Below are 25051 nucleotides of genomic sequence, written 5' to 3' on the forward strand. Positions count from 1 at the left end.
CCACATCAGATGCATTGACCTTCAAGGGGTCGGCTCCCGTCAAACGAGGCAGGCAGCCGCTCGTTCAAGAAAGGCGCACAGCTGATCAGAAGCGAAGATCGAGCGTCGCACCGCCAAAGGGCGCAGGATCAAAGCGCGATTTCTCGATCAGCACACCGTCAGCATCCTCCAACCGCAGCTCGCCAGCAAATTCAACGCCGGCAATCAGGCTCAAGCGCAGGTGGCTGCCGAAGCTCCGGGCTGCCCCCAGATAGACCGGCACCGATCGCTCTTGACCGACCCCAGCCGCCGCGACACCCTTGTCATCGAGTCTGAACCGCGCCTTTTCATAACGCGCACCGAGCGATAGCGACCATCGCTCCGACGGTTGCCAGTCCAACACGAGGCCTGGCCCCTCGGTTGCGGCAAAACCACCGCCGGTGCGCAACGCCAGATGCTCGGAAAGCTTCCAGTTGATGGCCAAGATCGGAAACCAATCGACCTCGTTCTCCAACTCGGAGAAGACGCCAAAACCCGGTCCAATGCTAAGTCGATCGTTCACCCGATAACTTGCAGCAGCCAGCAGTCCACCGATCTGACCGTCGCCAAGGTCAGCGCCCTCCTCGGCAAACCAGCGGATCGTCGGTATCGCGAAGAGATTCCAACGCTCGTCCGCCTTCCAGTTCAGACTACCGCTCAGACGGAGCTGACGCACGTCCGACCAAGGCTTCAAGGCCGCAAAACCCGTCTCGCCCTCGAAGCCGTAATGGCGCTCGCCATAGCCAGCCGCAAGTCCCAGGCGCAGATCCGGAGCTACCGCCTTATCGGCTGCAACACGGACTGCCCAGGCATCCAGCTCCACCTCACCGCCATCGTTGATATCGGTCTGCCATCGATGCGCGGCACCGGTATCCAGACGCAGGCGCCAAGCATTGGTGCTCGGCTGCGCAAGGGCGGGCGCGCTCGCCAGCAACGAACTCAAGAGCAGCGATGCGAACAACCATCGAGACCAGCCCATAGAAGCGTTTCCAGTGTTCGAGTTCAGATTTTGAGAGAATGTAACAAGAGCCACACAGACGTAGCATGATGCAGTATAACGTCCAGCCGCAGCCTGCGGTTCGACGAGGATCAACAAGCTTGACCGACAAGAGACGTCATCGCTGGCGATCTCTGGCGATCTATAGCATCGATCCGCCATTTCGATTTCGGTTCCCGCGCCAGAACCATTACCCTACACAGACTAAATGATATCCACGCAGCGGGGACAAGGGAGACCAATGCAAGTCTTCAATCAGATCAATCTGAAACATCTGAAGGGTGACCTGTTCGGCGGCGTCACAGCGGCGGTCATCGCGTTGCCGATGGCGCTTGCCTTCGGCGTCGCGTCCGGCGCAGGCGCTGAAGCCGGACTTTATGGCGCGGTCTTAGTCGGCCTCTTTGCCGCACTGTTCGGTGGCACCCCGACCCTGATTTCCGAGCCGACAGGCCCGATGACCGTGGTCTTCACCGCGGTCATCGCAACCATGATGGCCGCCAATCCCGAGCTGGGCATGGCGATGGCCTTCACCACCGTCATGCTCACTGGCGTCTTCCAGGTGATCTTCGGCGCGCTCAAGCTCGGGCGTTACGTGACGATGATGCCGTACACGGTCATCTCCGGTTTCATGTCTGGAATCGGCTTCATTCTGATCATCATCCAGCTGCCGCCACTGCTCGGTTATGCCTCACCGCCAGGTGGCGTGCTTGGGTCTTTGAATGCGATTCCAGGCTTCATCGCCAACATCAAGCCAGCCGAGGCCTCTTTGGGCCTGCTCTCGTTGGCGATTCTGCTGCTGATGCCGAAGTCGCTCAGGCGCTTGGTACCGCCACAACTGCTGGCGCTAGTCGCGGGCACCTTGCTAGCCATCTTTGTGCTGCCGCAGCTCTTCGCTGGCGAGGCCTACCGCGCCATCGGCTCGGTACCAGGCGGATTGCCGACGCTACAGATGCCCACCTTCACCGCAACGCAATGGCAAACCATTGTCATCAACGCATTAGTCTTGGCCTTGCTGGGCTCCATCGATGCCCTACTCACCTCGGTTATCGCCGATAGCTTGACCCGCACCCAGCACAACTCAGACAAGGAACTGATGGGGCAAGGGCTTGGTAATCTCGCCTCGGGTCTGTTCGGCGGCCTGCCTGGCGCCGGCGCCACCATGGGCACCGTGGTCAACATCCAGACGGGCGGCCGCAGTGCCCTGTCTGGACTCACCCGCGCAGGCATCTTGGCCATCGTCGTCTTCGGCGCCAGCGCCTTGGTCGAGCCGATCCCCAAGGCCGTGCTCGCCGGTATCGCGATCAAGGTCGGTATCGACATCATCGACTGGGGCTTCCTGCGTCGCGCGCACAAGGTCTCGATCCGCGGCGCCCTGATCATGTACGGCGTCATCGCGATGACCGTCTTCGTCGATCTGATCACCGCAGTCGGCATCGGACTCTTTGTCGCCAATGTGTTGACCATCCGTCGCCTCGCTGATCTGCAATCCGAGGGCGTGCGCGTGCTCGGTCTACCCCACACCGAGGACGGTCTCGACTGCCCCAACGCCTCGCCAGAGGATGTCCGCATCCTGCGTGACCCCAGTAACAGCGTCGTCATGCTCTGCCTCAGTGGCCCCCTGATCTTCGGCGCGGCCAAGGCGATTACGCGCCAACAAAATGACCTCTTGGGCGCACGCTCGCTGGTCGTCGATCTGACCGATGTCCCCCATATCGGCGTCACCACGGCGCTCGCGGTCGAGACCGTGGTGCGCGAGGCCGTTGAGCATGGCTGCCGGGTCTACTTTGCCGGCATCCACGATCAGCCCCGCCAACGCTTCGAGAATCTCGGTCTCAAACGCATCATCCCGAAAGAGAACTGGATCGAGAATCGCTCGGCAGCACTCAAGCGCGCCGTCTCGGAACGGGCCGGTCAGACGCTGCCCAGCTGAGGTCCATCTGAGGTCCATCGCGCATCGATCTCATCTCAAATATCGGCATCACTCGTCAGCCTCAGCCTGTCTCTGAATCTGCAACGCGGATCGCTTAGCACCGACTGGCGTTGCGGGTGATGCCCCTTCAACGACAGGCTTGAGCGCCGGTACGACTGTCGACGCGCCAAGCGAACCGCGATCGAGCGCCGGGATACCGGACCATGCCTGACTCACCGAGCGCCGATAGGCCGACTGCAGCACCGCCAGAATGCCGCGCGGCATATCCTCTCGCATCCAACGCAGCTCATGTGGTGTTGGCAAAGTCGGCACCACCGACGTCGGATAGTATTTCAGTGCATCACTTGCCGCGCTCGCCGCACCAGTCACGCTGAGTCCAGCGATCACGAGGCCTGTGAATCGTCGAACGATTGGTCTTTGCTTCATTATCGTTTCACCTGCGTTGCTCAAGCACTAAGGGGTCTTGATGACGTTCTGGCCCGGTCAGCACCACCGCGCCGGTGACCACCGAGATCTGGGGTCAGCGCCGGGTAACCGCATTCGGAATCCAGCACCCAATCTATCGGATTTGCCGAACCTATCGATTTTGATTGATATTCATGCCGCTAAAGTCCGATAACCGATCGGGGTGGATTGCCCACATCATTCTCCGCGTGACCATCATGGTCGATTTTCAGGTCGCCCAAGCGAGGCTCGGGAGAGACAGTGCGGTCGGTCGAACACGCAGCTAGCGCAAGAGGCCGGACGACTTCATCCCGCGTCACACCAATCGCGTTGCGCTGATTGCTTGACGATTCAGCGCATCGCATCGAGGGGCACCTTAAGCGCGCAGCAAAGGCGTCGTCGCCACGGCGACGCTACGCTGCTAGAAGTGCAGACAACGAGGAGTAAAGAACGTGGAAGTATTACTCGACTTCGGTGCACGTTTCGTGCACCAGTTGCAGTCGCCAACGCTGGCGTTCCTGTTGGGGGGCATCCTGATTGCCTCGCTTGGCTCACGGCTGACGATCCCAGATTCCATCTACAAGTTCATCGTCTTTATGCTGCTGTTGAAGGTCGGCCTGAAGGGCGGCATGGCGATCGGCGAGGCGGACATCGGGGCGATGCTGCTGCCGGCGTTTTTCGCGGTGCTGGTGGGCTGTCTGAGCGTCATTATCGGCCGCTACACGCTGGCCTTGCTGCCCGGTATCCGCACCGAGGACGGGATCGCAACCGCGGGCCTGTTCGGCGCTGTTAGCGGCTCGACGCTGGCCGCGGGAACGGTCGTGCTGGAGTCCGAAGGCATCAGCTACGAGCCCTGGGCCGTGGCACTCTACCCGTTCATGGACATCCCGGCGCTGGTCCTGGCCATCGTGCTCGCCAGTGTTTACCTGAAAAAGAAGGATGGCTCTGGCGACAAGGTAGCCATTTGGCCGATCGTCAAGGAAAGCCTGCAGGGTCCGGCCCTGTCGGCGTTGTTACTCGGCATCGCCCTCGGCTTGTTCACCAATCCAGAACGGGTGTTCGATACCTTCTACGAGCCGCTGTTCCGCGGTCTGCTGTCGGTGTTGATGCTGATCATGGGTATCGAGGCCTACTCCCGCTTGAACGAGTTGCGCCGGGTCGCCCATTGGTTCGCCGTCTACGCGGCTGTCGCCCCTTTGATGAATGGGCTCATTGCCTTCGGACTCGGCTATATTGCCCATGTGCTAACCGGGTTTAGCCCGGGCGGCGTGGTGCTGTTGGCGGTCATCGCTGGCTCCAGCTCAGACATCTCCGGGCCACCGACACTGCGTGCTGGCATCCCGACCGCCAACCCATCGTCCTATATCGGCGCATCGACCAGTATCGGCACCCCGGTCGCGATTGCCATCGGCATTCCGCTCTACATCGGTTTGGCACAGGTGGTCTTCGGGGCCTGATGCGATGCTTACTGAAGCGCACCGGCGGTCTTAGAAACTCGTCGGTGCATCAGTATCGATCAATGTGAAGCATCGGAACCGTGATATCGCAAACAGAGAGACTTCCGGTTTCGTCGATCTATACCCAGAGGTATCAAGTCATGACACAAATGGCCACGAAGCTCGTGATCATCACTGAGAAGGTGCTGCTGCGAAAGGTCACCAAGCTCATCCAGGCCGCGGGAGCCACCGGCTACACCGTGATGGACGCCGGCGGTGTCGGTAGCCGCAACACCCCCTCGCCGGGTCAATCCATCGTCTCAGACACCTACTCGAACATCAAGATCGAGGTCATCACCGCTAGCGGGGATATGGCCCGGACGATTGCCAAGCAGGTCGCCGAGAAATACTTCGACAACTTCTCGGGCATCATCCATATCGGACGGGTCGAGGTCCTGTACGCGCACAGCCTATAAGCGTGCACTGAACGGCCACCAGGGATGGGGCCATGCTCACCACTCACCACTCACCACTCACCGCTCATAACACCTTCGACACCAACTTCACGGTCGGATCATTGCGATCGGTCTCGATGCGAAAACCAAGCGACTTGACCAGCGCCAGCATGCGCGAGTTCGCGCTCAACACCTCGCCCTCCATGATCCGCAGCCCCTTATTGCGCGCGTTGCGCATCAGCGAGCGCATCAGCCGGGCGCCAATGCCGCGCCGCCGGCTGGCATCCGAGACCACGATCGCGAACTCACAGGTATCGCCGCCCGGATGCGCCATGTAGCGCGCGACACCCACCTCTTGCTCCGGACCAACCCCCTCTTCACCCTGCGGTCGAATCACCCCAATCAGCGCCATCTCGCGGTCATAGTCGATCTGGGTGAAGCGCACCAGCATCTCCGGCGACAGCTCCTTGATGGTCTGCATGAAGCGGAAATACTTGGTCTGATCGGAGAGGCCGCGGACGAAATCCTGCTCCATCTCGGCGTCCTCGGGGCGGATCGGGCGGATGGTCAGATCGGTGCCATCGGGCAGCGGCACCCGCTCAATCAGATGCTGCGGATAGGGATGGATCGCCATGTGCCCATACACCGGCATCTGCGGCGGCGGGTACTCGACCTGAATGCGCGCATCGACCGCGATCACGTCCAGATCATTGCCGATCAGCGGGTTGATCTCCAGCTCGATGATCTCTGGCAGCTCGCAGACCATCTCCGAGACCCGCTGCAGGATGCGTGACAGCGCCTGCCGATTCATCGGCGGCATATTGCTGTAGGCGCCCATCAGCCGCGCCACCCGGGTATGCTCGATCATGGTCTGGATGATGAAGGCATTGAGCGGCGGCAGGCCGAGCGCCTTGTCCTCGAGTACCTGCATATCGGTGCCACCGGCGCCGAAGCTGATCACCGGGCCGAAGATCGGATCGCGCACCACCTTCACCATCAGCTCGCGCGCGGCGCGGGTCGGCACCATGTGCTCGACCGTCACCCCCTCGATGCGTGCCTGCGGGCGCAGCTTCCGCGCGCGCTCGGTCAACTCGGTGTAGGCGCGGCGGATACTCTGCGCGTCGCTTAAGCCCAGCCGCACGCCATCGACATCCGACTTGTAGCGAATGTCCGGCGAATTGATCTTGATCACCACCGGGAAGCCGAGCGACTCAGCGGCGATCAGCGCCTCGTTCGGCGAGCGCGCCAGCACCGCCTGGGTGCTGTTGATGCGAAACGCCGACAGCACCGCCTTGGCCTCAATGCTGCCGAGCACCTTGCGGCCCTCGGCCATCACCCCCTCGATGATCAGCCGCGCGCCCTCGCTATCCGGCCCCAACTGATGCGACAGCGGCCCAGGTGACTGCATCAGCAGCATCCGATTACGCCGCTGCTCGGCGAGGAAGGACATGGCATCGACCGCCACCTCGGGCGACTCGAAATGCGGCACCCCATGCTCGGCGAACAACGCCTGCGCCTCGGCCACCCGGCTCTCGCCCATCCAACAGGTCAGCACTGGCTTGCGGGTCTTCTTCGCGACCTCGATCACCTCGGTGGCCACGGTGGTCGGATCGCTGGTCGCCAAGGGCGCCATCAGCGCGATCACGCCATCAACGCCCTCGTCGGCCAAGCAGGCCTCAAGCGCCTCGCGATAGCGCTGCGCCGAGCCATCGCCCATCACATCCACCGGATTGCCATGCGACCAATGATCCGGCAAGGCCTGCTCGAGCTTGGCGCGCGTCGCCTCGCTGAGCTCGGACAGGATCAGCCCATGATCCACGGCCCGATCAGCGGCGAGCACACCCGGGCCACCGCCGTTCGTGATCACCGCGACGCGATTGCCCGCCAGGCGCCGGCCGGCGCCGAACACCTGCGCCGCCGCGAACAGCTGCGCGAGGCGCTCGACCTGCACCGCGCCGCCACGCTCGAGCACCGCCCGAAAGACCTCGGACGAGCCAACCCAAGCCCCGGTGTGCGAGCGCGCCGCGCGTGACCCAGCCGGATGCCGGCCGGTCTTGACCACCACCACCGGTTTCAGCCGCGCCGCCGCCCGCAGCCCGCTCATGAAGCGGCGCGCATCGCGCACCCCCTCGACATAGAGCAGGATGCTCTGGGTTTGCGGATCGAGCGCCAGATAATCGAGCAAGTCGCCGAAATCGACATCGGCCGCGGCACCGAGCGAGACCACCGCCGAAAAGCCCAGTCGGCGCGGCCCGGAGCGATCCAGCATCGCCGCGCAGACCGCCCCGGATTGCGACACCAGCGCGACGTTGCCGGCGCGCGGCAGCTCATTGCCAAAGGTCGCGTTGAGCCCATGCGAGGGCCGCATCACGCCCAGGCAATTCGGCCCCAAGACCCGAATCCGATTGCGTCGCGCCGCCTCCACTAAGCGCTCCTGCAGCGCGCTGCCCTGCTCGCCCTGCTCGGAGAAGCCGGCCGAGTGCACCACCGCCGCGCGTACCCCAAACTCGCCGCACTGATCCAAGATGCCCGGCACGGCCTCGGCCGGGGTCGCGATCAGCGCCAGATCGACATGCTTATCGAGCGCGGCCAGATCCTTCCAGCAGGGCTGGCCAGCCACGGTTTCGTACTTCGGATTGATCGGATAGCAAGCCCCCTTGAAGCCACCGGCGAGGACATTGCGATAGACCATGGCCCCCACCGAACCCTCGCGATCACTGGCGCCAAACACGGCGACGGCATCAGGTACAAAGAGCTGGTCGACATCAGAGAGTCTCATCGGTTGGCCCCTCCTGGGGCGAATCGGGTAACGAAGCAAAAAGATGACAAAGCGACTAAGCTTGCGGACTACCGACCCAAGCCGCTGAGGCAGCGCCCGATGAACCTGGCCTTTATCTCTCACCAAGACTGTCTCGAACACAAGATGGGCGCGCACCATGTCGAGGTGCCGGAGCGCCTGCACGCGATCTCGGATCGGATGATCGCCGCCGGCATGGAGATGCTAGTGACCCATTATGACGCGCCCAAGGCCAGCCGTGAGCAACTCTTGGCGGTGCATGACGCGGACTATGTCGATGCCCTGTTCGAGGCCGCGCCCAGCGCCGAGGATGTGCTGGTCTGGGTCGATGGCGACACCGCCATGTCGCGCGGCTCACTGAGCGCCGCGCTGCATGCCGCCGGCGCCGCGGTGCTCGCGGTCGACCTGGTGATGAGCGATCGCCATCATGCCGCCTTCTGCTCGGTGCGCCCACCCGGCCATCACGCCGAGCGCGCCCGCTCGATGGGCTTCTGCTTCTTCAACAACGTCGCCGTCGGCGCCGCGCACGCGATGAACGCGCATGGGCTCAAGCGCATCGCCATTGTCGATTTCGACGTCCACCATGGCAACGGCACCGAGGACATCTTCACTGGCGATGAGCGGGTGCTGTTCTGCTCCAGCTTCCAGCATCCGTTCTATCCTGGCTCCGGCGCCGATTCCAAGGCGCCCAACGTGATCAACCTACCGCTTCCCTCCCGCACCAACGGCGAAGCCTTCCGCGCCGCGATGCAGGAACAGTGTCTGCCGCGGCTCGACGCCTTCGCGCCGGAGCTGATCATGATCTCGGCCGGCTTCGACGGTCACGCCGAAGACGACATGGCCCACTTCATGCTGCGCGAGCCGGACTATGCCTGGATCACCGCCGAGCTGCGCAAGATCGCGGTGCGCCATGCGCATGAGCGGATTGTCTCTTGCCTGGAGGGTGGTTATAGCCTCTCAGCGCTCGGGCGCAGCGTCGCCGTGCATATTGATGAGCTGATTGGGCATGGTTGATTCGACTTATAAAGACGTGCGACCCGGCTCTTTACTGTCTTGAGGACTCACGGTACAGGATAGCGATCTCGCGCTCGGGCTTCATGCTCATTGAGCTGTTCGCTTCAGGGAGGCGTGACGGTCCAAGCGGTCTTTGCACTCAGAAAAGCAACGCAACCCGCAGACGACATGCCTGCATCGCATCCACGGCGAAGTCTCGTGAAATCGGGTCATTGGCGACCAAGCGTCCGGCCGCCAGTCCTGCCAGCGTGTCGCGGACTTTGCAAGACACTTCCGTGAACAGACTTCCGGGCTTGGTGCGTCGATGACGCCGATAATCCTTGATCTCGACCATCCAAAGCTCCGCCCGCTCAGATGACAGAACGAGGAGATCGACCGCCTTCGACGAGGCCAGATCGTTAAAATGTTCACGATAGTAGGTGCATTTGTCGTACTCAAGCCACGCCCATCCTGTCGGCAGGTTGAATCGGAAACGATCGACCGTCACGCCCGGCATGGCTTCAATCCATCACGTCCATGAAGCGGCCGGACTGAGCCAGGTCGGCATCTAACGTCAAGATCGGGTCTACACCCTCGAATGAGGTTCCCCGCGACACCTTGACCCCTTGTTGCGACGGGGCCAGGGCGAAGCAGGCGCGAGGCACCGACTGGTATTCGGGTTGGCGCAGGAGGATCTCGATCTCCCGGAGCACGAACAGGCTGTGGGTGGCGAGGACGATCTGGACGCCCATGCCCGACAGCGCGACAAGCACCTCGATCAACGGCCGCATCAGCTCCGGATTGAGATTGGCCTCTGGCTCGTCCCAAAACAGGGTACTGCCCGTTTCGATGAGATGATTTCTTACTAAGAACAAGAGCATTCCGAGCTTCCGAAAGCCCTCGGCAAGCAACTGTGGCTCCAACCGCTCGCCGTTGGACTGACGTAGTAACAGCTTACCCTTTTCGAGCACCAACTCCCCACCGATCGATCCAGATAGCGCCTCCAATAAGTGCGGCAACAGTTCCGAAGGTCGCTGACTTTCAGGAACCGTCATTGCCACCGCAAGATCTCGGTAGGTTTCATCCAAGTTGATCTTGTAGTTCTCAAACAGCGAGATCAACCCGTCGAAGAAGGAGACAATCTCCTTACTCGGCACGAACAGCGAAGCGGGCAATATGGTATTGCGAGCAGCGTGATTGACGAGCCTTGCTGTACGAATTGTTGCTTCGTCCTGATCGATGCCGATCTCCCATTGAAGGCTTTCACCAATTCCAACCGGTCGCTCCTCATTGGTCATATCAATCTTGGCCGTTGAGATCTCGCCGTAGACGTTAGCGTCGAGCCTGGTCGTCGTCTTTCCTCCCTGACGTGCAAGATGCGCTAGACGCTCCGGTCGAAACAGCCCCATGAGCCTTTCTTCGAAATAAGCTTCGGCACGCTTTCCCTCCGGCGATACGCCCTGTTTCGACAGTTCCGACCATGCGCGAGTGAAGAGATAGCCCAACTTCAGGACATGCGTCTTGCCGGTGCCGTTGGCACCGACAATCACGTTGAGCCCATCAGAAAAATCGAAGGTCGCTTTGCCAAAGGCCGTGAACTGAGTCAGCTTGAGTTGCTTGAGCATATTGACCTCCGGACTCCCTTCAATTACCAAGGACAGAAGCCAGGTCGATCTCGATGGCCTCGAACGGCTTCCATTTTCCAAAGCCATCGCAACAGGCGAGCTGATCTCACGCCCACCACCCAGCAGACGAATCGTCTTCGCGATTAGTCTGCGATAATCGGCTTTCTCCAGCAAGCAGCCCGAAGCAACCCACAAACAGCATGCCCACCGCCATCCTCTGGCTGCGTCGCGATCTGCGGCTCGGCGATAACCCTGCGCTCAAGGCTGCCGTTGCACAGAGCGAGCGACTGATCCCGGTCTACATCCACGCCCCTGAAGAGGAGGCGCCATGGCACCCCGGCGCGGCCTCGCGCTGGTGGCTGCATCAAAGTCTGAGCGCGCTTGACCAAGGGTTGCGGGAGCGAGGTAGCGGGCTGCTCATCCGTCGCGGTGAGAGCCTTGCCGTGTTGCGGCAACTGATCCTAGAGAGCGGGGCGACAACGGTGCATTGGAATCGCTGCTACGAGCCAGCGGTGATCGCTAGCGACAGCGCAATCAAGCAGGCCCTGCGTGCCGAAGGCATCCGCTGCAGCAGTCAGAATGCCGCCTTGCTCAGTGAGCCCTGGGAGCTGAAGACCGGCGCCGGCGAGCCCTATCGCGTCTTCACGCCCTATTGGCGCCGCCTCAGGGCGGAACTGCTGAAACGGGACGACCTGACGACCGACCTAAGTCCACCGGCAAACGCCGACAAGGGGCTAAAAGCAGACCGGGGGCTCTATCCCGACTCCCCAACTGGGCCAGCGAACGACGCCAGCCGGCCATCAAGCGGCCGACCTCAAGCGCATGGCGCCGCGCCAGATGCGCTGCCACCGCTGCCAACCCCGCTCGAGCAGCTGCCCCTCGAGGCCCTCGAACTGCGCCCAAGCATCCCCTGGGATCAAGGGCTGCGGGAGACCTGGCAGCCAGGCGAGGCGGGCGCGGGCGCCGAACTCGAGCGCTTTCTCAACGGCCCCATCGAGCCCTATCAGCAGGCTCGCGACTGGCCGTCCGAGCACGGCACCTCGCGGCTCTCGCCACACCTGCACTTTGGCGAGATCAGCCCGCGCCAGATCCTCGCCGCTATCCGCGACCGAGGCATCGCTACCGAGGTCGCCGAGCCCTTTGAGCGCGAACTGGGCTGGCGCGAATTCAGCCATCAATTGCTCTATCATTTCCCTCAGACGCCGAGCGAGCCCCTGAACCCGCGCTTCGCCGACTTCCCCTGGCGCGGCGGCGACACCGAACCGTTGCTTCGGGCCTGGCAACGCGGCCAGACCGGCATCCCCATCGTCGATGCCGGCATGCGCGAACTCTGGCACAGCGGCTGGATGCACAACCGGGTGCGGATGATCGTCGCCTCGCTGCTGACCAAGAACCTGCGCCTACCCTGGCAAGAGGGCGCGCGCTGGTTCTGGGATACGCTCGTTGATGCCGATCTGGCCAACAACACCCAAGGCTGGCAATGGAGCGCCGGCTGCGGCGCCGATGCCGCACCCTACTTCCGCATCTTCAACCCGGTGCTGCAGGGTGAGCGCTTCGATGCCAAGGGGCAGTATGTCCGGCGCTGGTGCCCGGAGCTGGCCCGCCTGCCCGATCGGTTCATCCATCAACCTTGGCAGGCGCCGGCGAGCCTGTTGGCCCAATGTGGTGTCCGGCTCGGCCGCGACTATCCAGCGCCGATCGTCGATCTCAAGCAAAGCCGCGCCGAGGCCTTGGCGGCTTATGATCAGGTCAAGGGCAACATTTGAGCAGGCGGGATTCAGGTTAAGACGGCTCCTGCTCAGTCCAAGGGCCAGGTGGCGGCACCGTTTGATTCGCGAGCAGATGGGCGGCGATCTCGGCCGGGTCGTCGAGCAACTCAAGCTCGACTTCGCCGGGCGTAACCGTGCCGGCATCGTAGAGCTGCGTCATCACTACATCCAGCATCGGCTGCCAAAAGGCCGAGCCCGCCAGCACGCAGGGAAAGGCCTCGACCTTGCCGGTTTGGATCAGCGTCAGGGTCTCGAACAGCTCGTCCAGGGTGCCAAAGCCGCCTGGCATGAACACGAATCCAGACGAGTATTTCAGCAACATAACCTTGCGCACGAAAAAATAATCGAAAGTCAGCACCCGATCGAGGTAGGGATTTGGGTGTTGCTCATGCGGCAGCCGGATATTGCAGCCGACGCTCATGCCGCCGGCTTCTTGAGCGCCGCGATTGGCCGCTTCCATGATTCCAGGCCCACCGCCAGTGATCACCGCACAGCCCGCTCGCGCCAGTTCTGCGCCCGTCGCTTGCGCCAGCTGATACCAGTGATGCCCCTCGGCAAAACGCGCTGATCCGAAGAGGGTGATGCCACGCCCAAGGTCGAACAGGCTGCGACAGCCTTTCACCAGCTCGTTGAAGACCGTGACACCACGATCGAAATCGACCAGCAGATCATCGGCGCCACGCAGCAGCTCGCGCTCACGCGCGGACTTTGGCGTCTTCGGTTGAACGTTTATAACGCGTCTCCTGGTGCGATGTGAAGCGCGCTTGATAGCGCGCTTGATAGCGCGCTTAGTGGCGCGATTGGTAGTGTGCTTGCTGGTGTGTCTTGCATCGCGATCACCGCCGACCAGTCGTTATGCCCGGTTTTGCCGGATCGTGGCGCTCAAGTTGGGAGGCCGTTGCTAGACGCCTGTTTGGCGTCTTGAAGTATCCCAACACGTTTTACACGAGCCTCTGATTGCTCAGCTCTGCTCAGCTCAACGCCTGCTTGATGCGCTCGATCTGGCGCCGATGGGTGCTGTTATGGATGGCCGCGAGAGCATGCCACTGCGCCGCTGAGAGCGGGCCAAACCAGGGATGCGGCAGCCTCGCCCCAGCACGCAGATTGCCGAGCTTCTCAACGATATCGCTATAGCGCTCGATCAGGGCGACAAGATCGTCGATCTGCTCCGGGCCGGCTTCCGGCACCGGCTTGACCTCCTCGATCTTAACCTGAGTCCCAACCAAGCTGCCCGAATAAAGCTGCGGCAAGATCGCGGCGATCGCGGTGTTGACGATCACCAGATGCTCGAGCGTCATGTATATCGACCAGTCGCGGCTGCTGTCCTCGATGCCAATGAAGCGCTCGACCCGCACCCGCTGTCGCCCCTGCGCCTCACTCAGGCCACGCGCTAAGGCGATGGCGCGCTCGGCCTCCTGACGAAACAGTTGCGTCAGCCGGTCCTTGCCGTAGAAACGTGCCGCTGCACGAATACCCGCGCCGAGCAGTTGGCGCTCGAGCCAGCTGATGCCCGCGCCTGGCAGTTCGAGTGGTGGTGGCGCTGTCGAACTCATGCAACACCTCCCGTGGCGCCAATGCCCCGCGCGGAAGTGGCTTGAGACTCAGCTTTGCCATCGCCCTGATCCTTGACGCTGGCGTTGCCCCTGCCATCCCCCGAGCGCGCCTTCTGGCCTGTGGCTTTCTGGCCTCTTGCGCCTTGAGTCTGACCAGCACGCGCTTGACCGGAGCTATCCTGAGCCTTCGCCCAGGTATCACGCAGGGTCACGGTGCGATTAAAGACGGGACGCTCCGGCGTCGAGTCCGGATCGACCACGAAATAGCCCTCGCGCTCGAACTGGAAGCGCGCGCCCGGCTCTGCCTTGGCCAGGCTCGGCTCGAGCATCGCATCGCTCAGTACACGGAGCGAGTCCGGATTCAGATCCGCACGAAAATCGCGATCGCCAACACCCGGCTGCGGCACCGTAAACAAGCGATCATAGAGCCGCACCTCGGCATGAAGCGCCGTCTCAGCCGGTACCCAATGGATCACGCCCTTGACCTTGCGCCCCTCCGGATTCTTGCCGAGGGTATCGGGATCGACTGCGCAGCGCAGCTCGATCACCGCGCCGTCCGCATCCTTCACCACCTCGTCACAGCGGATCACGTAGGCATTGCGCAGCCGCACCTCGCCGCCGGGAGTCAAGCGCTTGAAGCCCTTCGGCGGCGTCTCCTCGAAGTCACCGCGGTCGATCCAGAGCACCGCGCTGAGCGGCAGCTCACGCACGCCCATCGACTCATCCTTCGGATGATTGCGGGCCTCGACCGCGGCCGGTGCGTCAGCCGGCAGGTTGGTCAACACCACCCGCAGCGGGTGCAGCACCGCCATCGCTCGCGGCGCGTTCGCATCGAGTTCATCGCGAATCGCGCTCTCCAGCACGCCCATCTCGACCAGGTTGTCGGCCTTGGTCACGCCGATCCGCTCACAGAAGCCACGCATCGCCCCTGGCGTGTAGCCGCGTCGGCGCAGCCCAGCGATGGTCGGCATGCGCGGATCATCCCAGCCATCGACGATCTGCTCGGAGACCAGCTGCGTCAGCAAGCGCTTGCTCATCACCGTGTACTCGAGATTGAGCCGGCTGAACTCGATCTGCCGCGGCTGGCAGGGCACCGAGACGTGGCTGACGCACCAATCGTAGAGCGGGCGATGATCCTCGAACTCCAGCGTGCAGAGGGAATGGGTGATGCCTTCCAGCGCATCGGAGATCGGATGCGTGTAGTCGTAAGTCGGGTACAGACACCATTCGCTGCCAGTCTGATGATGGATCACCCCGTGCCGAATCCGATACAACACCGGATCGCGTAGGTTGATATTGGGCGACGCCATGTCGATCTTCGCCCGCAGCGTGCGCGCGCCATCCGGGAACTCGCCAGCGCGCATGCGGCGGAACAGATCCAGATTCTCCTCCACACTGCGGTCACGAAAGGGACTGTCGCGTCCCGGCTCGGTCAGGGTACCGCGATAAGCGCGTGTCTCCTCGCTGGACAGATCGCAAACATAGGCCAAGCCCTGTTCGATCAGCTCGACGGCAAAAGCGTACAGCTGCTCGAAATAGTCCGAGGCAAAGCGCACACGCCCGCCCCAGTCGAAACCGAGCCAGCGCACATCGGCCTTGATCGACTCGACGAACTCCGGGCTCTCCTTACCCGGATTGGTATCGTCGAAGCGCAGATTGCAGACCCCGCCCAACGCCTCGGCCAAGCCGAAGTTGAGCACGATCGATTTTGCATGACCGATGTGCAGGTAGCCATTGGGCTCAGGCGGGAAGCGCGTGACCACCCTTGTATGCTTCCCGCTCGCCAGATCGTCCTGAACAATCTGACGGATGAAGTTGGTCCGGGTCGGCGTCGAGACAGAATCAGCCATATCAAAAAGCACCCAAAGACCGGCCGGCTAGGGTCAGCAGCCGATCGGCGAAAAACGCGCAGCATACTGGCTTGTCGCGCATCCTTGAACCCTGCGTTTGCCAGCACGCCTCAGGACCACTACCCTATCGCCAGCTCGGCATCCCACTGATGGCCTTAAAACCCTTAGGCGATTTCGATCAAAGCGCATCCGCTTCAGAAGAAGCCTAGATCGTCTTCATCGCAGGCCGAGACCAACAAGCCCGCTTACCACATCCGGAGCCAGACCATGCAGAGAGCCGCTTCCATTCTTGCCGTCGCCATCGCCGGCACCTTCGCCACCAGCCTCAGCTTCGCACAGGATGACGCGCCAGCCCCAACCAAGCCAGCCGACGCCTTTATCCAGCAGCTCGACACCGACGGCGATGGCAAGGTCAGCCTCGAGGAGGCACTCGCACCGCAAAAACCGCGCTTCACTGAGACCGATACCGACGGCGATGGCTTCATTAGCATGGAGGAGGCGAGCACCGCATTCAACAATCAGGTGCCCGCCGAGATGCTCGAGGCCATGAAAGAGCGCGGCATGCCCGACCCCGGCGAGACCTTCGTCAAGAATCTCGACAAAGACGGCGACGGCAAGGTCAGCCCGGCCGAGTTCGAGCAGCCGACGGTCGAATCCTTCAAGCGCATGGACGCTGACAGCGACGGCTTTGCGACCAATGAAGAGGCAACGGCGTTCTTCGAGGAGATGCAGCGCCAGATGCAAGAGCAAATGCAGAAAATGCAGCAGATGCAGCAACAGCAAGAAGGCGCAGCCGCTCCACAGCAGTAAGCACGCAGGCCCGCAACGCTCGGCCAGGGAGGGCCGGTATCAATGGCGAGCCGTTTGGGTTAACTGTGTCGATTAACTTTGTCGATTAACTGGTTCGGCCTGCAGGTCGCAATCAAACAGCACGTCTTCACCCATTCGATAGAGCCGGTGGGCCGGACGTAACGCATCCGCAAGCCGCTCGGTGGCTGGCAGCGTCACGCCGCGACGGCCATCGCCGATGATCAGGGGCGCAACCGTGATCTGTAGCCGATCGAGCAGCCCCTGCTGCAGAAACCGCGACACCGTCACCCCACCCCCCTCGACGAACAGCCGCCTCAGCCCGCGATCGCGTAATGCGTTGACGACTGTTGCCAAGTCGAATCCGGCGGCCGAAGTGCTTAACTCAGGCACCTCGATGATCTCCGCATCGCCATAATCCACCGCCGCATCGCCAACGTCGCCCCCTCGAACAGGCGTCGGGCGGCAAAACAGCAGGGTCGGCGCGCAGCCGTCAGTAAAGAGCTGGCGATCGCTCGGCACCCGCGCATCCGGATCGAGCACCACGCGCACCGGGCTCGGCCCCGGCACCAGACGGGTGGTCAGCTTCGGATCATCGACCGCGACCGTGCCCGCACCAACGATCACTGCATCAGCAAGCGCGCGCATCCGATGCAGATGCGCAATGTTTTCAGGTCCGGTGACGAAACAGGCGTCGCCGACCTGAGTCGCAATATAGCCGTCCAGGCTTTGGCCGAGATGGCCGATGATACAGCTTCGGTTCGCACCGCTATCGTTCGGAAGAAACGGCAGATAGAGCGACCATAGGTCTTGCCACCCAGTCAATGACGGTTCAGACGGAGGTCGAGACCAACGCCAGTGCTGCACTGGATCACGAACGAGCCCAAGCGCCGCGGCAGCTGCCCTATCGCCGCTCGCGGCGGCAAGCAGCGCCTGCCATCTGCGAGCGTTAGCGGAAGATGTTTCTGAACCGCTACTCAGCGATCTGGACCAACTCGAGCTGAAAGGTCAGATCGCGACCGGCCAGCGGATGATTGCCGTCGACCGTGACCTCCTCGTCGTTGAAATCGGCGACCGTGAAGCTGAGCGTCTCGCCCTCAGGCCCCTGCGCCTGCAGCAGCATGCCCTGCGCCAGCTCGATCTCGGGCGGGATCGCGGTGCGCGGCACCTGCTGCACCATGGCCTCGTTGCGCTCACCATAGGCCTCGCCGGAGACGATGGTGATGGTCTTGTTCTCGCCGGGTGTCATGCCGACCACGGCCTCTTCGAAGCCGCTGATCATCTGCCCCTGACCGAGCGTGAACTCCAACGGCTCCTGGCCGCGTGAAGAGTCGAATTCGGTGCCATCGGTGAGGGTGCCGGTATAGTGGACTTTGACGGTATCGCCGCTCTTTGCTTCGGTCATCGGAGAATTAGCCATAGGAATACTCGAAGGGTTTCGGCTGAGATGCATGGAGCAGCACGCGCCTGAACAGGCGCGGCCAGTGGATTCAGCTCACCTTAGACGAGCCTCGCGCCGAGCGCAAACCCGACGCTCAGAGATTGAGTCAGTCAGAGACTCTGTCAGAGAAGCATTGCATGGCGACCTCAGGGGGCGGCGCTAAAGCCTATTCGAAGACTGGGTCTTTTTCATCCAATCTCCTTTTTTACTCCATGAGGGACCTGGTCGCCGCCGGCCGCGAACTGATGAGCCGGATCAGCTCCAGCGGTGCCAATACGCGCGACGGCGGCGCAGCGCCAAAGCAGACCTGGATCAGGGTATCCACCAGCCGCTGCCCGTCTGCACCGCGACCGAACAGCCGGTCAAACACCCATGGCGTAAAGGCATAACGTTGCGCAAGCGCCATCAGGACGAAGAGCGCGCCAAAGCGCTGCCAGAGGCTGCGTGAATAGCCAGCCAGCAATCGCGCGGAGACGGGTCGATCGCCCGGCGCTCGGCGCAGCGCCTCGACGACCGCAGCAGCCGCAAGCTCGGCCGATTCGAGTGCGTAATCGATGCCTTCGCCGGTGAACGGATTGACCAGGCCAGCCGCCTCGCCAACCGCGAGCAGTCCGTCTGCCCGCTTTGGTGCTCGTAGGAAATCGCTGCGGATCGGATAGCCGGCCACCGGTCCAGCACCTTCGCCGCCCGCCGTCAGACGCGACAGCTCCGGATGCTGCCTGAGCAGCCTGGGCAGTAGCGTGGCCGCTGACACCCGTTTCCGCCCACTGTACCAGTAGCCCAGGTTTGCGCTCGTCGGGCCGGTCGGGAACAGCCAGGCGTAGCCAGGCAATGGCAGATGATCAAAGAAGAAGCGCAAGTCTGGGCCCGGAGCAGGCATCTGCGCCAGGTAGCAGCGCGCCGCCACGCTATGTACGCCACGCTTTGGCGCCAACGGTGTCCGTTTGATCAGCGATAGCGCAGCACCGGTCGCGATCACCACCAGCCGCGCCGGCAGCATCTCGCCCTCGAGCTCGACGCCACCGCCAGCAGCCAGCCCACGCACATGTCCGATCCAGAAGCGTGCACCCGCCGCCAGCGCGCGCTGCTGGAGGAGCAGATCGAAGCGCCGGCGCGCCAGCACCAGGGTCCGATTCGGCATCGCAGCAGCGCCGGTGATCAAGGTTTCAGCCTCAGCCCCGCCAGGCGCACGGAAGCGAATCCGCGTCGCCTGATGCGATGCGGCGGCGACCTGCTCCAATAGCCCGAGACGCCCGAGAGAGTGCTGCGCGCGCGGGCTCAGGCAATCGCCGCAGACCTTGTCGCGAGGAAATGCCGCCTTGTCGATTAGCAGCGTCCGGATACCAGCGCTAGCCAGGTGATAGGCGGTCGCGCTGCCGGCAGGTCCGGCACCGACCACAATCACTTCATGCTCGATTGCCTTGGCCATGCTGATCCCCCTTGACGGTTGCGGATGTCATCGATCGCCGATCGGGTAGAGCCCTGCGACAACTGAGGCCAATAAACCCTTTGGCAAGGCTGCGTTTGCTGGCTATCCTTAGTCTGTTAACGTCTTGACTTGGAATCGGTGAAGCAGTTGGGCATTGTCGCAGATATCGACGGCGAAGCAGCCGGCCGGCAGGATGTCGATCGATTCTTCTCGTTATCCTTGCAGCTTCTCTTGATCGCGGAGTTAGACGGGCGCATCCGTCGCTGTAACCCCGCTTGGCAGGAACAGCTCGGTTGGAGCCCCGATGAGCTGATCGGCCGTTCGTTCTTGGAATTGGTCCACCCAGACGACCTTTCCGCCACCCAGGCCGAAGCCGCAAAGCTAGGCGCCGGCGGAATCACCTCGCAATTCGTCAACCGCTATCGCCGCGGGGATGGCGAATGGCGCAGTCTGGCCTGGTCTGCGGTGGCAGCGCCCGACACCGGCTGCATCTACGCCATTGCCCATGATGTAACCCAGCAACAACAAGCCACCCAGGCGCTGCGCGCGAATGAACGCCGACTGCGCGACGCCGAGCGTCTCGGTGTCCTCGGCAGCTGGGAGCTGGATCTCAAGACCGGACAACTCTTCTGGTCCGATCAGACCTATCGGTTGCTCGGTTGTGAACCCGGTGAGATCGCGCCTTCTTACCGCAGGTTCCTTGATCTGGTGCATCCCGAGGACCGCGAGGCCGTTGATCGCGCCTTTCAGACATCGGTCGCGGAGCATCATCCGTACACCCTTGCGCATCGCATCCAACTCACGGATGGGAGCGTCAAGTGGTTGAACGAATATGCCGAAACCCAGTACGCCGACGACGGGACACCGCTGCGATCCGTCGGCACGGTCCAGGACATCACCGAGCAGCAGCAGAATCGCCTGATGCTCGCCGTGAAGGCACGCCGAGACGAGGCCCTGTTAGCCCTACCGCGCATCGCGGATGATCTGGACGAGCTGGCCATGCTCCAGCATGCGCTCGCACTCGCCGAGGGCCTCACTGAGAGCGAGATCGGCTTCGCGCACTTCGTCAACAACGATCAAACCTCGGTCGAATTCGCCGCCTGGTCCTCGCGCACCCTCGACGCCGGCTGCCAAGTCAACCACGACATGCACTATCCGTTGCAGCAGGCTGGGCTGTGGGCTGATGCACTGCGCCGGCGAGCACCGGTGATCATCAGTGACTATGCGGCGCATCCGCACGCGAAGGGCTTACCCACTGGACACATCGCATTCAACCGCGCTCTGGTGGTGCCGGTCCTCGATGGCAATCGCGTCACCATGCTATTCGGCCTTGGAAACAAGGCGACCGACTACGATAAGATCGATATCGAATCCGCACAACTGTTGGCGAACGAAGCCTGGCGTCTCGCCCAACAGGTGCGATCCTTGGCGAAACTCAAGCTCGCTGACCAGGTGCTTGCCGAGACCCCTCAGGGCGTCGCCATTACCGCCGCCGACGGCACACTGGTGCGGGTGAATGCGGCCTTCACCCGCATCACCGGCTTCAGCGCCGAGGAGGTGCTTGGGCAAAATCCTCGGCTGCTGAAATCCGGAGTCCATGATTCAGCCTTCTACCGCGCGATTTGGTCCGAGATCGCCCAGCACGGAAGCTGGCGCGGTGAGATCTGGAATCGACGCAAGAACGGCGAAGTCTATCCGCAGTGGCTTTCGATCAGCGCCGTGCACGATCCAAACGGGCAGGTTGGCCACTACGTTGGCCTGTTTACTGACCTCAGCGAGTCAAAACAGGCGCAAGAGAAGATCGATTATCTGTCGCATCATGATGCGCTTACCGGCCTCGCCAACCGTGCACTCTTCAACGAGCGCCTGGAGCATGCGCTGACGCGCGCATCGCGTAAAGGCCATCTGGCACTGCTCAATCTCGATCTCGACCGTTTCAAGCAGGTCAACGACACCCTTGGCCATCAGGACGGCGACCAACTCCTGATCGAAATGGCACGTCGTATTCGCTCAGAGCTGCTACCAAGCGATACGCTGGCGCGGCTCGGTGGCGACGAATTCGCATTGCTGCTCGAGGAGCGTGCCAACGCAACCCCAGTCGCAGCCCTCGCGCGCGAACTGCTGACGCGCATCGCCAAGCCGGTCAACGTTACCGACCGTGAGTTGGTGGTCACTGCCAGCATCGGGATCAGTCTGTATCCGACAGATGGAACCGATGCTGATAGCCTCACCCGTCATGCGAGTCAGGCGCTTGGCGCCGCCAAGCGCCTCAGTCGCAACAGCTTTCAGTTCTTTGACCGCTCGCTCACGGAAGGCGCCTTAGAACGACTGATCACTGAGCACGCGCTGCGTGGTGCCGTCACGCGCAACGAGCTGCGGCTGCAGTATCAGCCGCAGGTACGGCTTAGCGATGGTGCGCTGGTCGGGGTCGAGGCGCTGGTGCGCTGGCAACATCCAGACCTGGGGCTGGTCCCGCCTGGCCAGTTCATTCCGCTGGCTGAGGATATCGGCGTGATCAGTGAGATTGGCAGCTGGGTCATCGGAGCCGCTTGCCAGCAGCTCGCAGACTGGGACCGCCAAGCTTTCCATCTGCCGCGGCTCGCGATCAATCTATCCGCGCGGCAGCTCGATGAAGTCGCCCTGCCCACCACCATCGCGACCACCCTGCAAGCCTGCACGATTCAACCCGAACGGCTTGAGCTTGAGGTCACCGAATCCATGCTCATGCGCAACCCGGATGCCGCGCGCGCACTATTATCCGAGCTCAAGCGGCTTGGCACACGCATCAGTATCGACGACTTCGGCACCGGCTATTCGAGCCTGGCAATGCTGCGGATCTTACCCCTGGATCAACTGAAGATCGACCAGAGCTTCGTGCGTGACATCGGCGCCGACGACAACGACGAGGCGATCGTGCGCACCATCATCGCGATGGCCCGCACACTCGGATTAGAGACCGTCGCCGAGGGCGTCGAGGACGCCGAGCAGCTTGCCTTTCTTAGCCACGAGCAGGTCGATCTTGGCCAGGGCTATCACTTTGCCAAGCCGCTGCCCGCCGACGAGCTACTCACGCACTGGCGCGAGCGGCTCAGCCCTAACGCGCGTGGCGCCGCGCCACGCTGGTAGATGAATCGCGCGAGATTCACGTTAACCGTGCTGCGCGCGCCAGAGCCTTCTCGACGCACGGGCACCCCCCGTTGGTGGCACCGAATGCGAAATCGCCATACCTCATGCTGCGCAAGCTCAATCCCGCCAGCCGTTGTATGATGCCTGAGCATTAATGAAGACTGATTTAGCTTGAGGAGACGCGTGAGCACCACCATAGACAGTGTATTGCCGAAGGCCGCCACAGGGATCTCTGGACTCGACGAGATTACTTGCGGCGGCTTGCCCCGCGGCCGCCCGACCTTGGTCTGCGGCGGCGCAGGCTGCGGCAAGACACTGCTCGCCATGGAGTTTCTGATCAGAGGTGCAACCGATTTTGGCGAGCCAGGGGTCTTTATTGCGTTCGAAGAAACCGCCGAGGAGTTGGCCCAGAATGTCGCCTCGCTGGGGTTCGACCTCAACAACCTGGTGGCACAGGGCCAGCTCGCGCTGGACTTTGTCGCAGTCGAGCGCAGCGAACTTGAGCAGACCGGTGAGTTCGATCTCAGCGGACTGTTTATCCGTCTTGGCTATGCGATCGATTCGATCGGCGCCAAGCGTGTCGTGCTCGATACCATCGAGACCATCTTCGCCGGCTTACCGAATCCGTTAATCCTGCGCGCTGAACTCCGACGCCTGTTTCGCTGGCTCAAGGACAAGGGCGTCACGGCCATCGTCACCGGCGAACGCGGCGATGGTCAGCTGACTCGCCAAGGCCTCGAAGAATATGTCTCCGATTGCGTCATCACGCTCGATCATCAGCAGCGCGATCAGACCTGGACCCGCCGCCTGCGCGTGCTCAAATACCGCGGCTCCAGCCACGGCACCAACGACTACCCCTTTCTGATCGATGCCAACGGCATCTCGGTGACCCCCATCACCTCACTCGGCCTCGACCACCCGGTCTCCACCGAGCGGATCTCGAGCGGCGTCGCGCGGCTCGACACCATGCTCGGCGACAACGGCTTCTTTCGCGGCAGCAGCGTGCTCGTCTCGGGCACCGCCGGCACCGGTAAATCAAGCCTAGCCGGACACTTCGCAGCAGCCACCTGCGCCCGCGGAGAGCGCGCGCTCTATTTTGCCTTTGAAGAGTCGGCGGGCCAGATTCAGCGGAACATGCGTACCATCGGTCTCGACCTAGCGCACTGGGCCGAGCAGGGTCTGTTGCGATTTCACGCCGCCCGCCCTAGCTTCACCGGCCTTGAGATGCACCTCACGCTCATCCATCGGGCGGTTGAGCAGTTCGCGCCATCGGTGGTGATCTTGGACCCACTGAACAGCTTCATTACCCAAGGTAACGAGCTCGAGGTCAAAGGCATGCTGACCCGGCTCATCGACTTTCTCAAGATGCGCCAGATCACAGCGCTCTTTACCAGCCTGACACTCGGCGGCGAATCCTTGGAGCGAACCGATTCGGCCATCTCCTCGCTGATCGATACCTGGCTGCTGTTGATGTCAGTGAACACCGGCGGCGAGCGTAACCGCGCCCTCAGCATCCTCAAGTCGCGCGGCATGGCGCATTCCAATCAGACGCGTGAGTTCCTGATCACCGACAATGGCATCGCGCTCCGTGACGTCTATGTTGGACCTGGCGGGGTCTTGACCGGCAGTGCCCGGCTAGCGCAAGAAACCGCTGAGCAGAGCGAGCAGCTCGAGCGGCAACAGGAGATCGAGCGGCGCAAGCAGGAGATCGAGCGGCGTCGTACCATCCTCACCGCGCAGATCGCCGCATTGCAGCAGGAGTTCGAAGCGCAGGAATCCGAAACTCGAGCGCTCATCGACCGCGAGCTGCAGCGTCAGGCACAGTCGGCTCAAAATCGCGCTTCGATGGCCTCAGTACGCCGAGCTGATACACACAACCAGATGGCGGAGGAGGATCAACGATGAGCGCAACCGCCGACAACGACACGCGGTCGGTTCGCACCGAACCCGAAGACAGCAGCCTTCGCCACGCGATTAGCGAATCCGCCACCCCGCAGGCCGGCACCGCGATCGACACAACCGCTACTACGGATCAGTCCGAAGCCAGCGAGGGGGATGAGTGCTGGACGCTGCGGCTGTATGTCGCCGGCCAGACACCGAAGTCGCTGGCCGCTTTTTCTAACCTGCAGGCCATGTGTGAGGCCCATTTGAGCGGGCGCTACCAGATCGAGGTCATCGACCTGCTCGAGAAGCCACACTTGGCGCAAGGTGATCAGATTCTCGCGATCCCGACCGTCGTGCGCCGGCTTCCACTTCCCATGCGGAAGATCATCGGCGACCTCTCCGACACCGAGCGCGCCATTGTCGGCCTCGACTTACGCCAGTCGACCTGGCAAGTCAATCCGTAGCCGTTAACGTGCAGGTCCACGCCGGACAGATGT

Annotated in this window: 20 protein-coding genes; 9 read left to right on the forward strand and 11 right to left on the reverse strand. The window is 62.4% G+C overall.

Translation table 11 applies throughout. The features are described from left to right. Positions 1 to 85 precede the first annotated feature (85 nt). Entirely contained in the window at positions 86 to 997 is a 912-nt protein-coding gene (locus CCR96_RS20165; protein WP_201222819.1) for a TonB-dependent receptor, read from the reverse strand. Positions 998 to 1256: 259 nt separating this feature from the next. Between CCR96_RS20165 and CCR96_RS20170 the strand changes: the two genes are divergently transcribed. After that, positions 1257 to 2945, forward strand: coding sequence for a SulP family inorganic anion transporter (locus CCR96_RS20170; protein WP_201222821.1), 1689 nt, complete (start codon positions 1257 to 1259; stop codon positions 2943 to 2945). Positions 2946 to 2993: 48 nt separating this feature from the next. Here CCR96_RS20170 and CCR96_RS20175 read toward each other — a convergent pair whose 3' ends face one another. Beyond that, entirely contained in the window at positions 2994 to 3371 is a 378-nt protein-coding gene (locus CCR96_RS20175) for a hypothetical protein (RefSeq protein ID WP_201222823.1), read from the reverse strand. Positions 3372 to 3841: 470 nt separating this feature from the next. On the opposite strand from CCR96_RS20175, the gene CCR96_RS20180 reads away from it, so the two are divergent. Together CCR96_RS20180 and CCR96_RS20185 are read left to right on the forward strand one after the other, a co-directional pair. After that, positions 3842 to 4846: a sodium-dependent bicarbonate transport family permease gene (locus CCR96_RS20180; RefSeq protein ID WP_201222825.1), complete on the forward strand. Its 1005-nt coding sequence runs from the start codon at positions 3842 to 3844 to the stop codon at positions 4844 to 4846. A 149-nt stretch (positions 4847 to 4995) separates the two neighbouring features. Continuing rightward, on the forward strand, positions 4996 to 5301 hold the full coding sequence (locus tag CCR96_RS20185) for a P-II family nitrogen regulator (protein WP_242519239.1): 306 nt from the start codon (positions 4996 to 4998) through the stop codon (positions 5299 to 5301). A 64-nt stretch (positions 5302 to 5365) separates the two neighbouring features. Here CCR96_RS20185 and CCR96_RS20190 read toward each other — a convergent pair whose 3' ends face one another. Then, positions 5366 to 8059 (reverse strand): bifunctional acetate--CoA ligase family protein/GNAT family N-acetyltransferase, encoded by a 2694-nt coding sequence (locus CCR96_RS20190; protein ID WP_201222828.1) that lies wholly within the window; start codon positions 8057 to 8059, stop codon positions 5366 to 5368. A gap of 99 nt (positions 8060 to 8158) precedes the next feature. On the opposite strand from CCR96_RS20190, the gene CCR96_RS20195 reads away from it, so the two are divergent. Beyond that, on the forward strand, positions 8159 to 9091 hold the full coding sequence (locus CCR96_RS20195) for a histone deacetylase family protein (RefSeq protein WP_201222830.1): 933 nt from the start codon (positions 8159 to 8161) through the stop codon (positions 9089 to 9091). 139 nt (positions 9092 to 9230) lie between these two features. On the opposite strand, the gene CCR96_RS20200 is transcribed toward CCR96_RS20195, so the two are convergent. Both CCR96_RS20200 and CCR96_RS20205 read right to left on the reverse strand, forming a co-directional pair. Further along, positions 9231 to 9587, reverse strand: a complete 357-nt coding sequence (locus CCR96_RS20200) for a hypothetical protein (RefSeq protein ID WP_201222832.1) — start codon at positions 9585 to 9587, stop codon at positions 9231 to 9233. Positions 9588 to 9591: 4 nt separating this feature from the next. Beyond that, positions 9592 to 10695, reverse strand: a complete 1104-nt coding sequence (locus tag CCR96_RS20205; protein ID WP_201222993.1) for an AAA family ATPase — start codon at positions 10693 to 10695, stop codon at positions 9592 to 9594. Positions 10696 to 10895: 200 nt separating this feature from the next. Between CCR96_RS20205 and CCR96_RS20210 the strand changes: the two genes are divergently transcribed. Beyond that, positions 10896 to 12461 carry a cryptochrome/photolyase family protein gene (locus CCR96_RS20210; RefSeq protein WP_201222834.1) on the forward strand — a complete coding sequence of 522 codons (1566 nt, stop codon included), beginning with the start codon at positions 10896 to 10898 and terminating at the stop codon, positions 12459 to 12461. Positions 12462 to 12477: 16 nt separating this feature from the next. On the opposite strand, the gene CCR96_RS20215 is transcribed toward CCR96_RS20210, so the two are convergent. The 3 genes from CCR96_RS20215 to CCR96_RS20225 form a co-directional block, all read right to left on the reverse strand. Further along, positions 12478 to 13086, reverse strand: coding sequence for an LOG family protein (locus CCR96_RS20215; protein WP_338035923.1), 609 nt, complete (start codon positions 13084 to 13086; stop codon positions 12478 to 12480). A gap of 349 nt (positions 13087 to 13435) precedes the next feature. Further along, a complete protein-coding gene (locus CCR96_RS20220; RefSeq protein WP_201222836.1) occupies positions 13436 to 14017 on the reverse strand; it encodes a DinB family protein in 582 nt (193 codons plus the stop codon). Next, positions 14014 to 15867, reverse strand: a complete 1854-nt coding sequence (locus CCR96_RS20225) for a glutamine--tRNA ligase/YqeY domain fusion protein (RefSeq protein ID WP_201222838.1) — start codon at positions 15865 to 15867, stop codon at positions 14014 to 14016. The genes CCR96_RS20220 and CCR96_RS20225 overlap by 4 nt, the downstream gene beginning before the upstream one ends. Positions 15868 to 16134: 267 nt before the next feature. Here CCR96_RS20225 and CCR96_RS20230 point away from each other — a divergent pair, with 267 nt between their 5' ends. Then, on the forward strand, positions 16135 to 16677 hold the full coding sequence (locus tag CCR96_RS20230; RefSeq protein WP_201222846.1) for an EF-hand domain-containing protein: 543 nt from the start codon (positions 16135 to 16137) through the stop codon (positions 16675 to 16677). Positions 16678 to 16749: 72 nt separating this feature from the next. On the opposite strand, the gene CCR96_RS20235 is transcribed toward CCR96_RS20230, so the two are convergent. The 3 genes from CCR96_RS20235 to CCR96_RS20245 form a co-directional block, all read right to left on the reverse strand. After that, positions 16750 to 17499 carry a RibD family protein gene (locus tag CCR96_RS20235; RefSeq protein ID WP_242519240.1) on the reverse strand — a complete coding sequence of 250 codons (750 nt, stop codon included), beginning with the start codon at positions 17497 to 17499 and terminating at the stop codon, positions 16750 to 16752. A 148-nt stretch (positions 17500 to 17647) separates the two neighbouring features. Then, on the reverse strand, positions 17648 to 18079 hold the full coding sequence (locus CCR96_RS20240; RefSeq protein WP_201222847.1) for an FKBP-type peptidyl-prolyl cis-trans isomerase: 432 nt from the start codon (positions 18077 to 18079) through the stop codon (positions 17648 to 17650). A 241-nt stretch (positions 18080 to 18320) separates the two neighbouring features. Continuing rightward, complete coding sequence (locus CCR96_RS20245; RefSeq protein WP_201222849.1) at positions 18321 to 19544, reverse strand: geranylgeranyl reductase family protein; 1224 nt, start codon at positions 19542 to 19544, stop codon at positions 18321 to 18323. Positions 19545 to 19691: 147 nt separating this feature from the next. On the opposite strand from CCR96_RS20245, the gene CCR96_RS20250 reads away from it, so the two are divergent. The 3 genes from CCR96_RS20250 to CCR96_RS25385 all read left to right on the forward strand — a co-directional run bounded on the left by CCR96_RS20250 (position 19692) and on the right by CCR96_RS25385 (position 25018). Further along, a complete protein-coding gene (locus CCR96_RS20250; protein ID WP_201222851.1) occupies positions 19692 to 22670 on the forward strand; it encodes a sensor domain-containing protein in 2979 nt (992 codons plus the stop codon). 183 nt (positions 22671 to 22853) lie between these two features. Further along, entirely contained in the window at positions 22854 to 24575 is a 1722-nt protein-coding gene (kaiC, locus tag CCR96_RS20255; protein WP_338035924.1) for a circadian clock protein KaiC, read from the forward strand. Continuing rightward, complete coding sequence (locus CCR96_RS25385) at positions 24572 to 25018, forward strand: circadian clock KaiB family protein (RefSeq protein WP_201222853.1); 447 nt, start codon at positions 24572 to 24574, stop codon at positions 25016 to 25018. The genes kaiC and CCR96_RS25385 overlap by 4 nt, the downstream gene beginning before the upstream one ends. The last annotated feature ends 33 nt before the right edge of the window (positions 25019 to 25051 follow it).

The sequence above is a fragment of the Halochromatium roseum genome (genome assembly GCF_016653315.1).
In the GTDB taxonomy this organism is placed as follows: Bacteria; Pseudomonadota; Gammaproteobacteria; order Chromatiales; family Chromatiaceae; genus Lamprobacter; species Lamprobacter roseus.

What these genes read in the sequence shown, in the direction of transcription:
- CCR96_RS20200 (WP_201222832.1), bottom strand. Translation starts at nt 9,587, where the DNA reads ATGCCGGGCGTGACGGTCGATCGTTTCCGATTCAACCTGCCGACAGGA.
- CCR96_RS20230 (WP_201222846.1), top strand. Translation starts at nt 16,135, where the DNA reads ATGCAGAGAGCCGCTTCCATTCTTGCCGTCGCCATCGCCGGCACCTTC.
- CCR96_RS25385 (WP_201222853.1), top strand. Translation starts at nt 24,572, where the DNA reads ATGAGCGCAACCGCCGACAACGACACGCGGTCGGTTCGCACCGAACCC.
- CCR96_RS20175 (WP_201222823.1), bottom strand. Translation starts at nt 3,371, where the DNA reads ATGAAGCAAAGACCAATCGTTCGACGATTCACAGGCCTCGTGATCGCT.
- CCR96_RS20165 (WP_201222819.1), bottom strand. Translation starts at nt 997, where the DNA reads ATGGGCTGGTCTCGATGGTTGTTCGCATCGCTGCTCTTGAGTTCGTTG.
- CCR96_RS20245 (WP_201222849.1), bottom strand. Translation starts at nt 19,544, where the DNA reads ATGGCCAAGGCAATCGAGCATGAAGTGATTGTGGTCGGTGCCGGACCT.
- CCR96_RS20190 (WP_201222828.1), bottom strand. Translation starts at nt 8,059, where the DNA reads ATGAGACTCTCTGATGTCGACCAGCTCTTTGTACCTGATGCCGTCGCC.
- CCR96_RS20205 (WP_201222993.1), bottom strand. Translation starts at nt 10,695, where the DNA reads ATGCTCAAGCAACTCAAGCTGACTCAGTTCACGGCCTTTGGCAAAGCG.
- CCR96_RS20185 (WP_242519239.1), top strand. Translation starts at nt 4,996, where the DNA reads ATGGCCACGAAGCTCGTGATCATCACTGAGAAGGTGCTGCTGCGAAAG.
- CCR96_RS20220 (WP_201222836.1), bottom strand. Translation starts at nt 14,017, where the DNA reads ATGAGTTCGACAGCGCCACCACCACTCGAACTGCCAGGCGCGGGCATC.
- CCR96_RS20210 (WP_201222834.1), top strand. Translation starts at nt 10,896, where the DNA reads ATGCCCACCGCCATCCTCTGGCTGCGTCGCGATCTGCGGCTCGGCGAT.
- CCR96_RS20170 (WP_201222821.1), top strand. Translation starts at nt 1,257, where the DNA reads ATGCAAGTCTTCAATCAGATCAATCTGAAACATCTGAAGGGTGACCTG.
- CCR96_RS20225 (WP_201222838.1), bottom strand. Translation starts at nt 15,867, where the DNA reads ATGGCTGATTCTGTCTCGACGCCGACCCGGACCAACTTCATCCGTCAG.
- CCR96_RS20195 (WP_201222830.1), top strand. Translation starts at nt 8,159, where the DNA reads ATGAACCTGGCCTTTATCTCTCACCAAGACTGTCTCGAACACAAGATG.
- CCR96_RS20240 (WP_201222847.1), bottom strand. Translation starts at nt 18,079, where the DNA reads ATGACCGAAGCAAAGAGCGGCGATACCGTCAAAGTCCACTATACCGGC.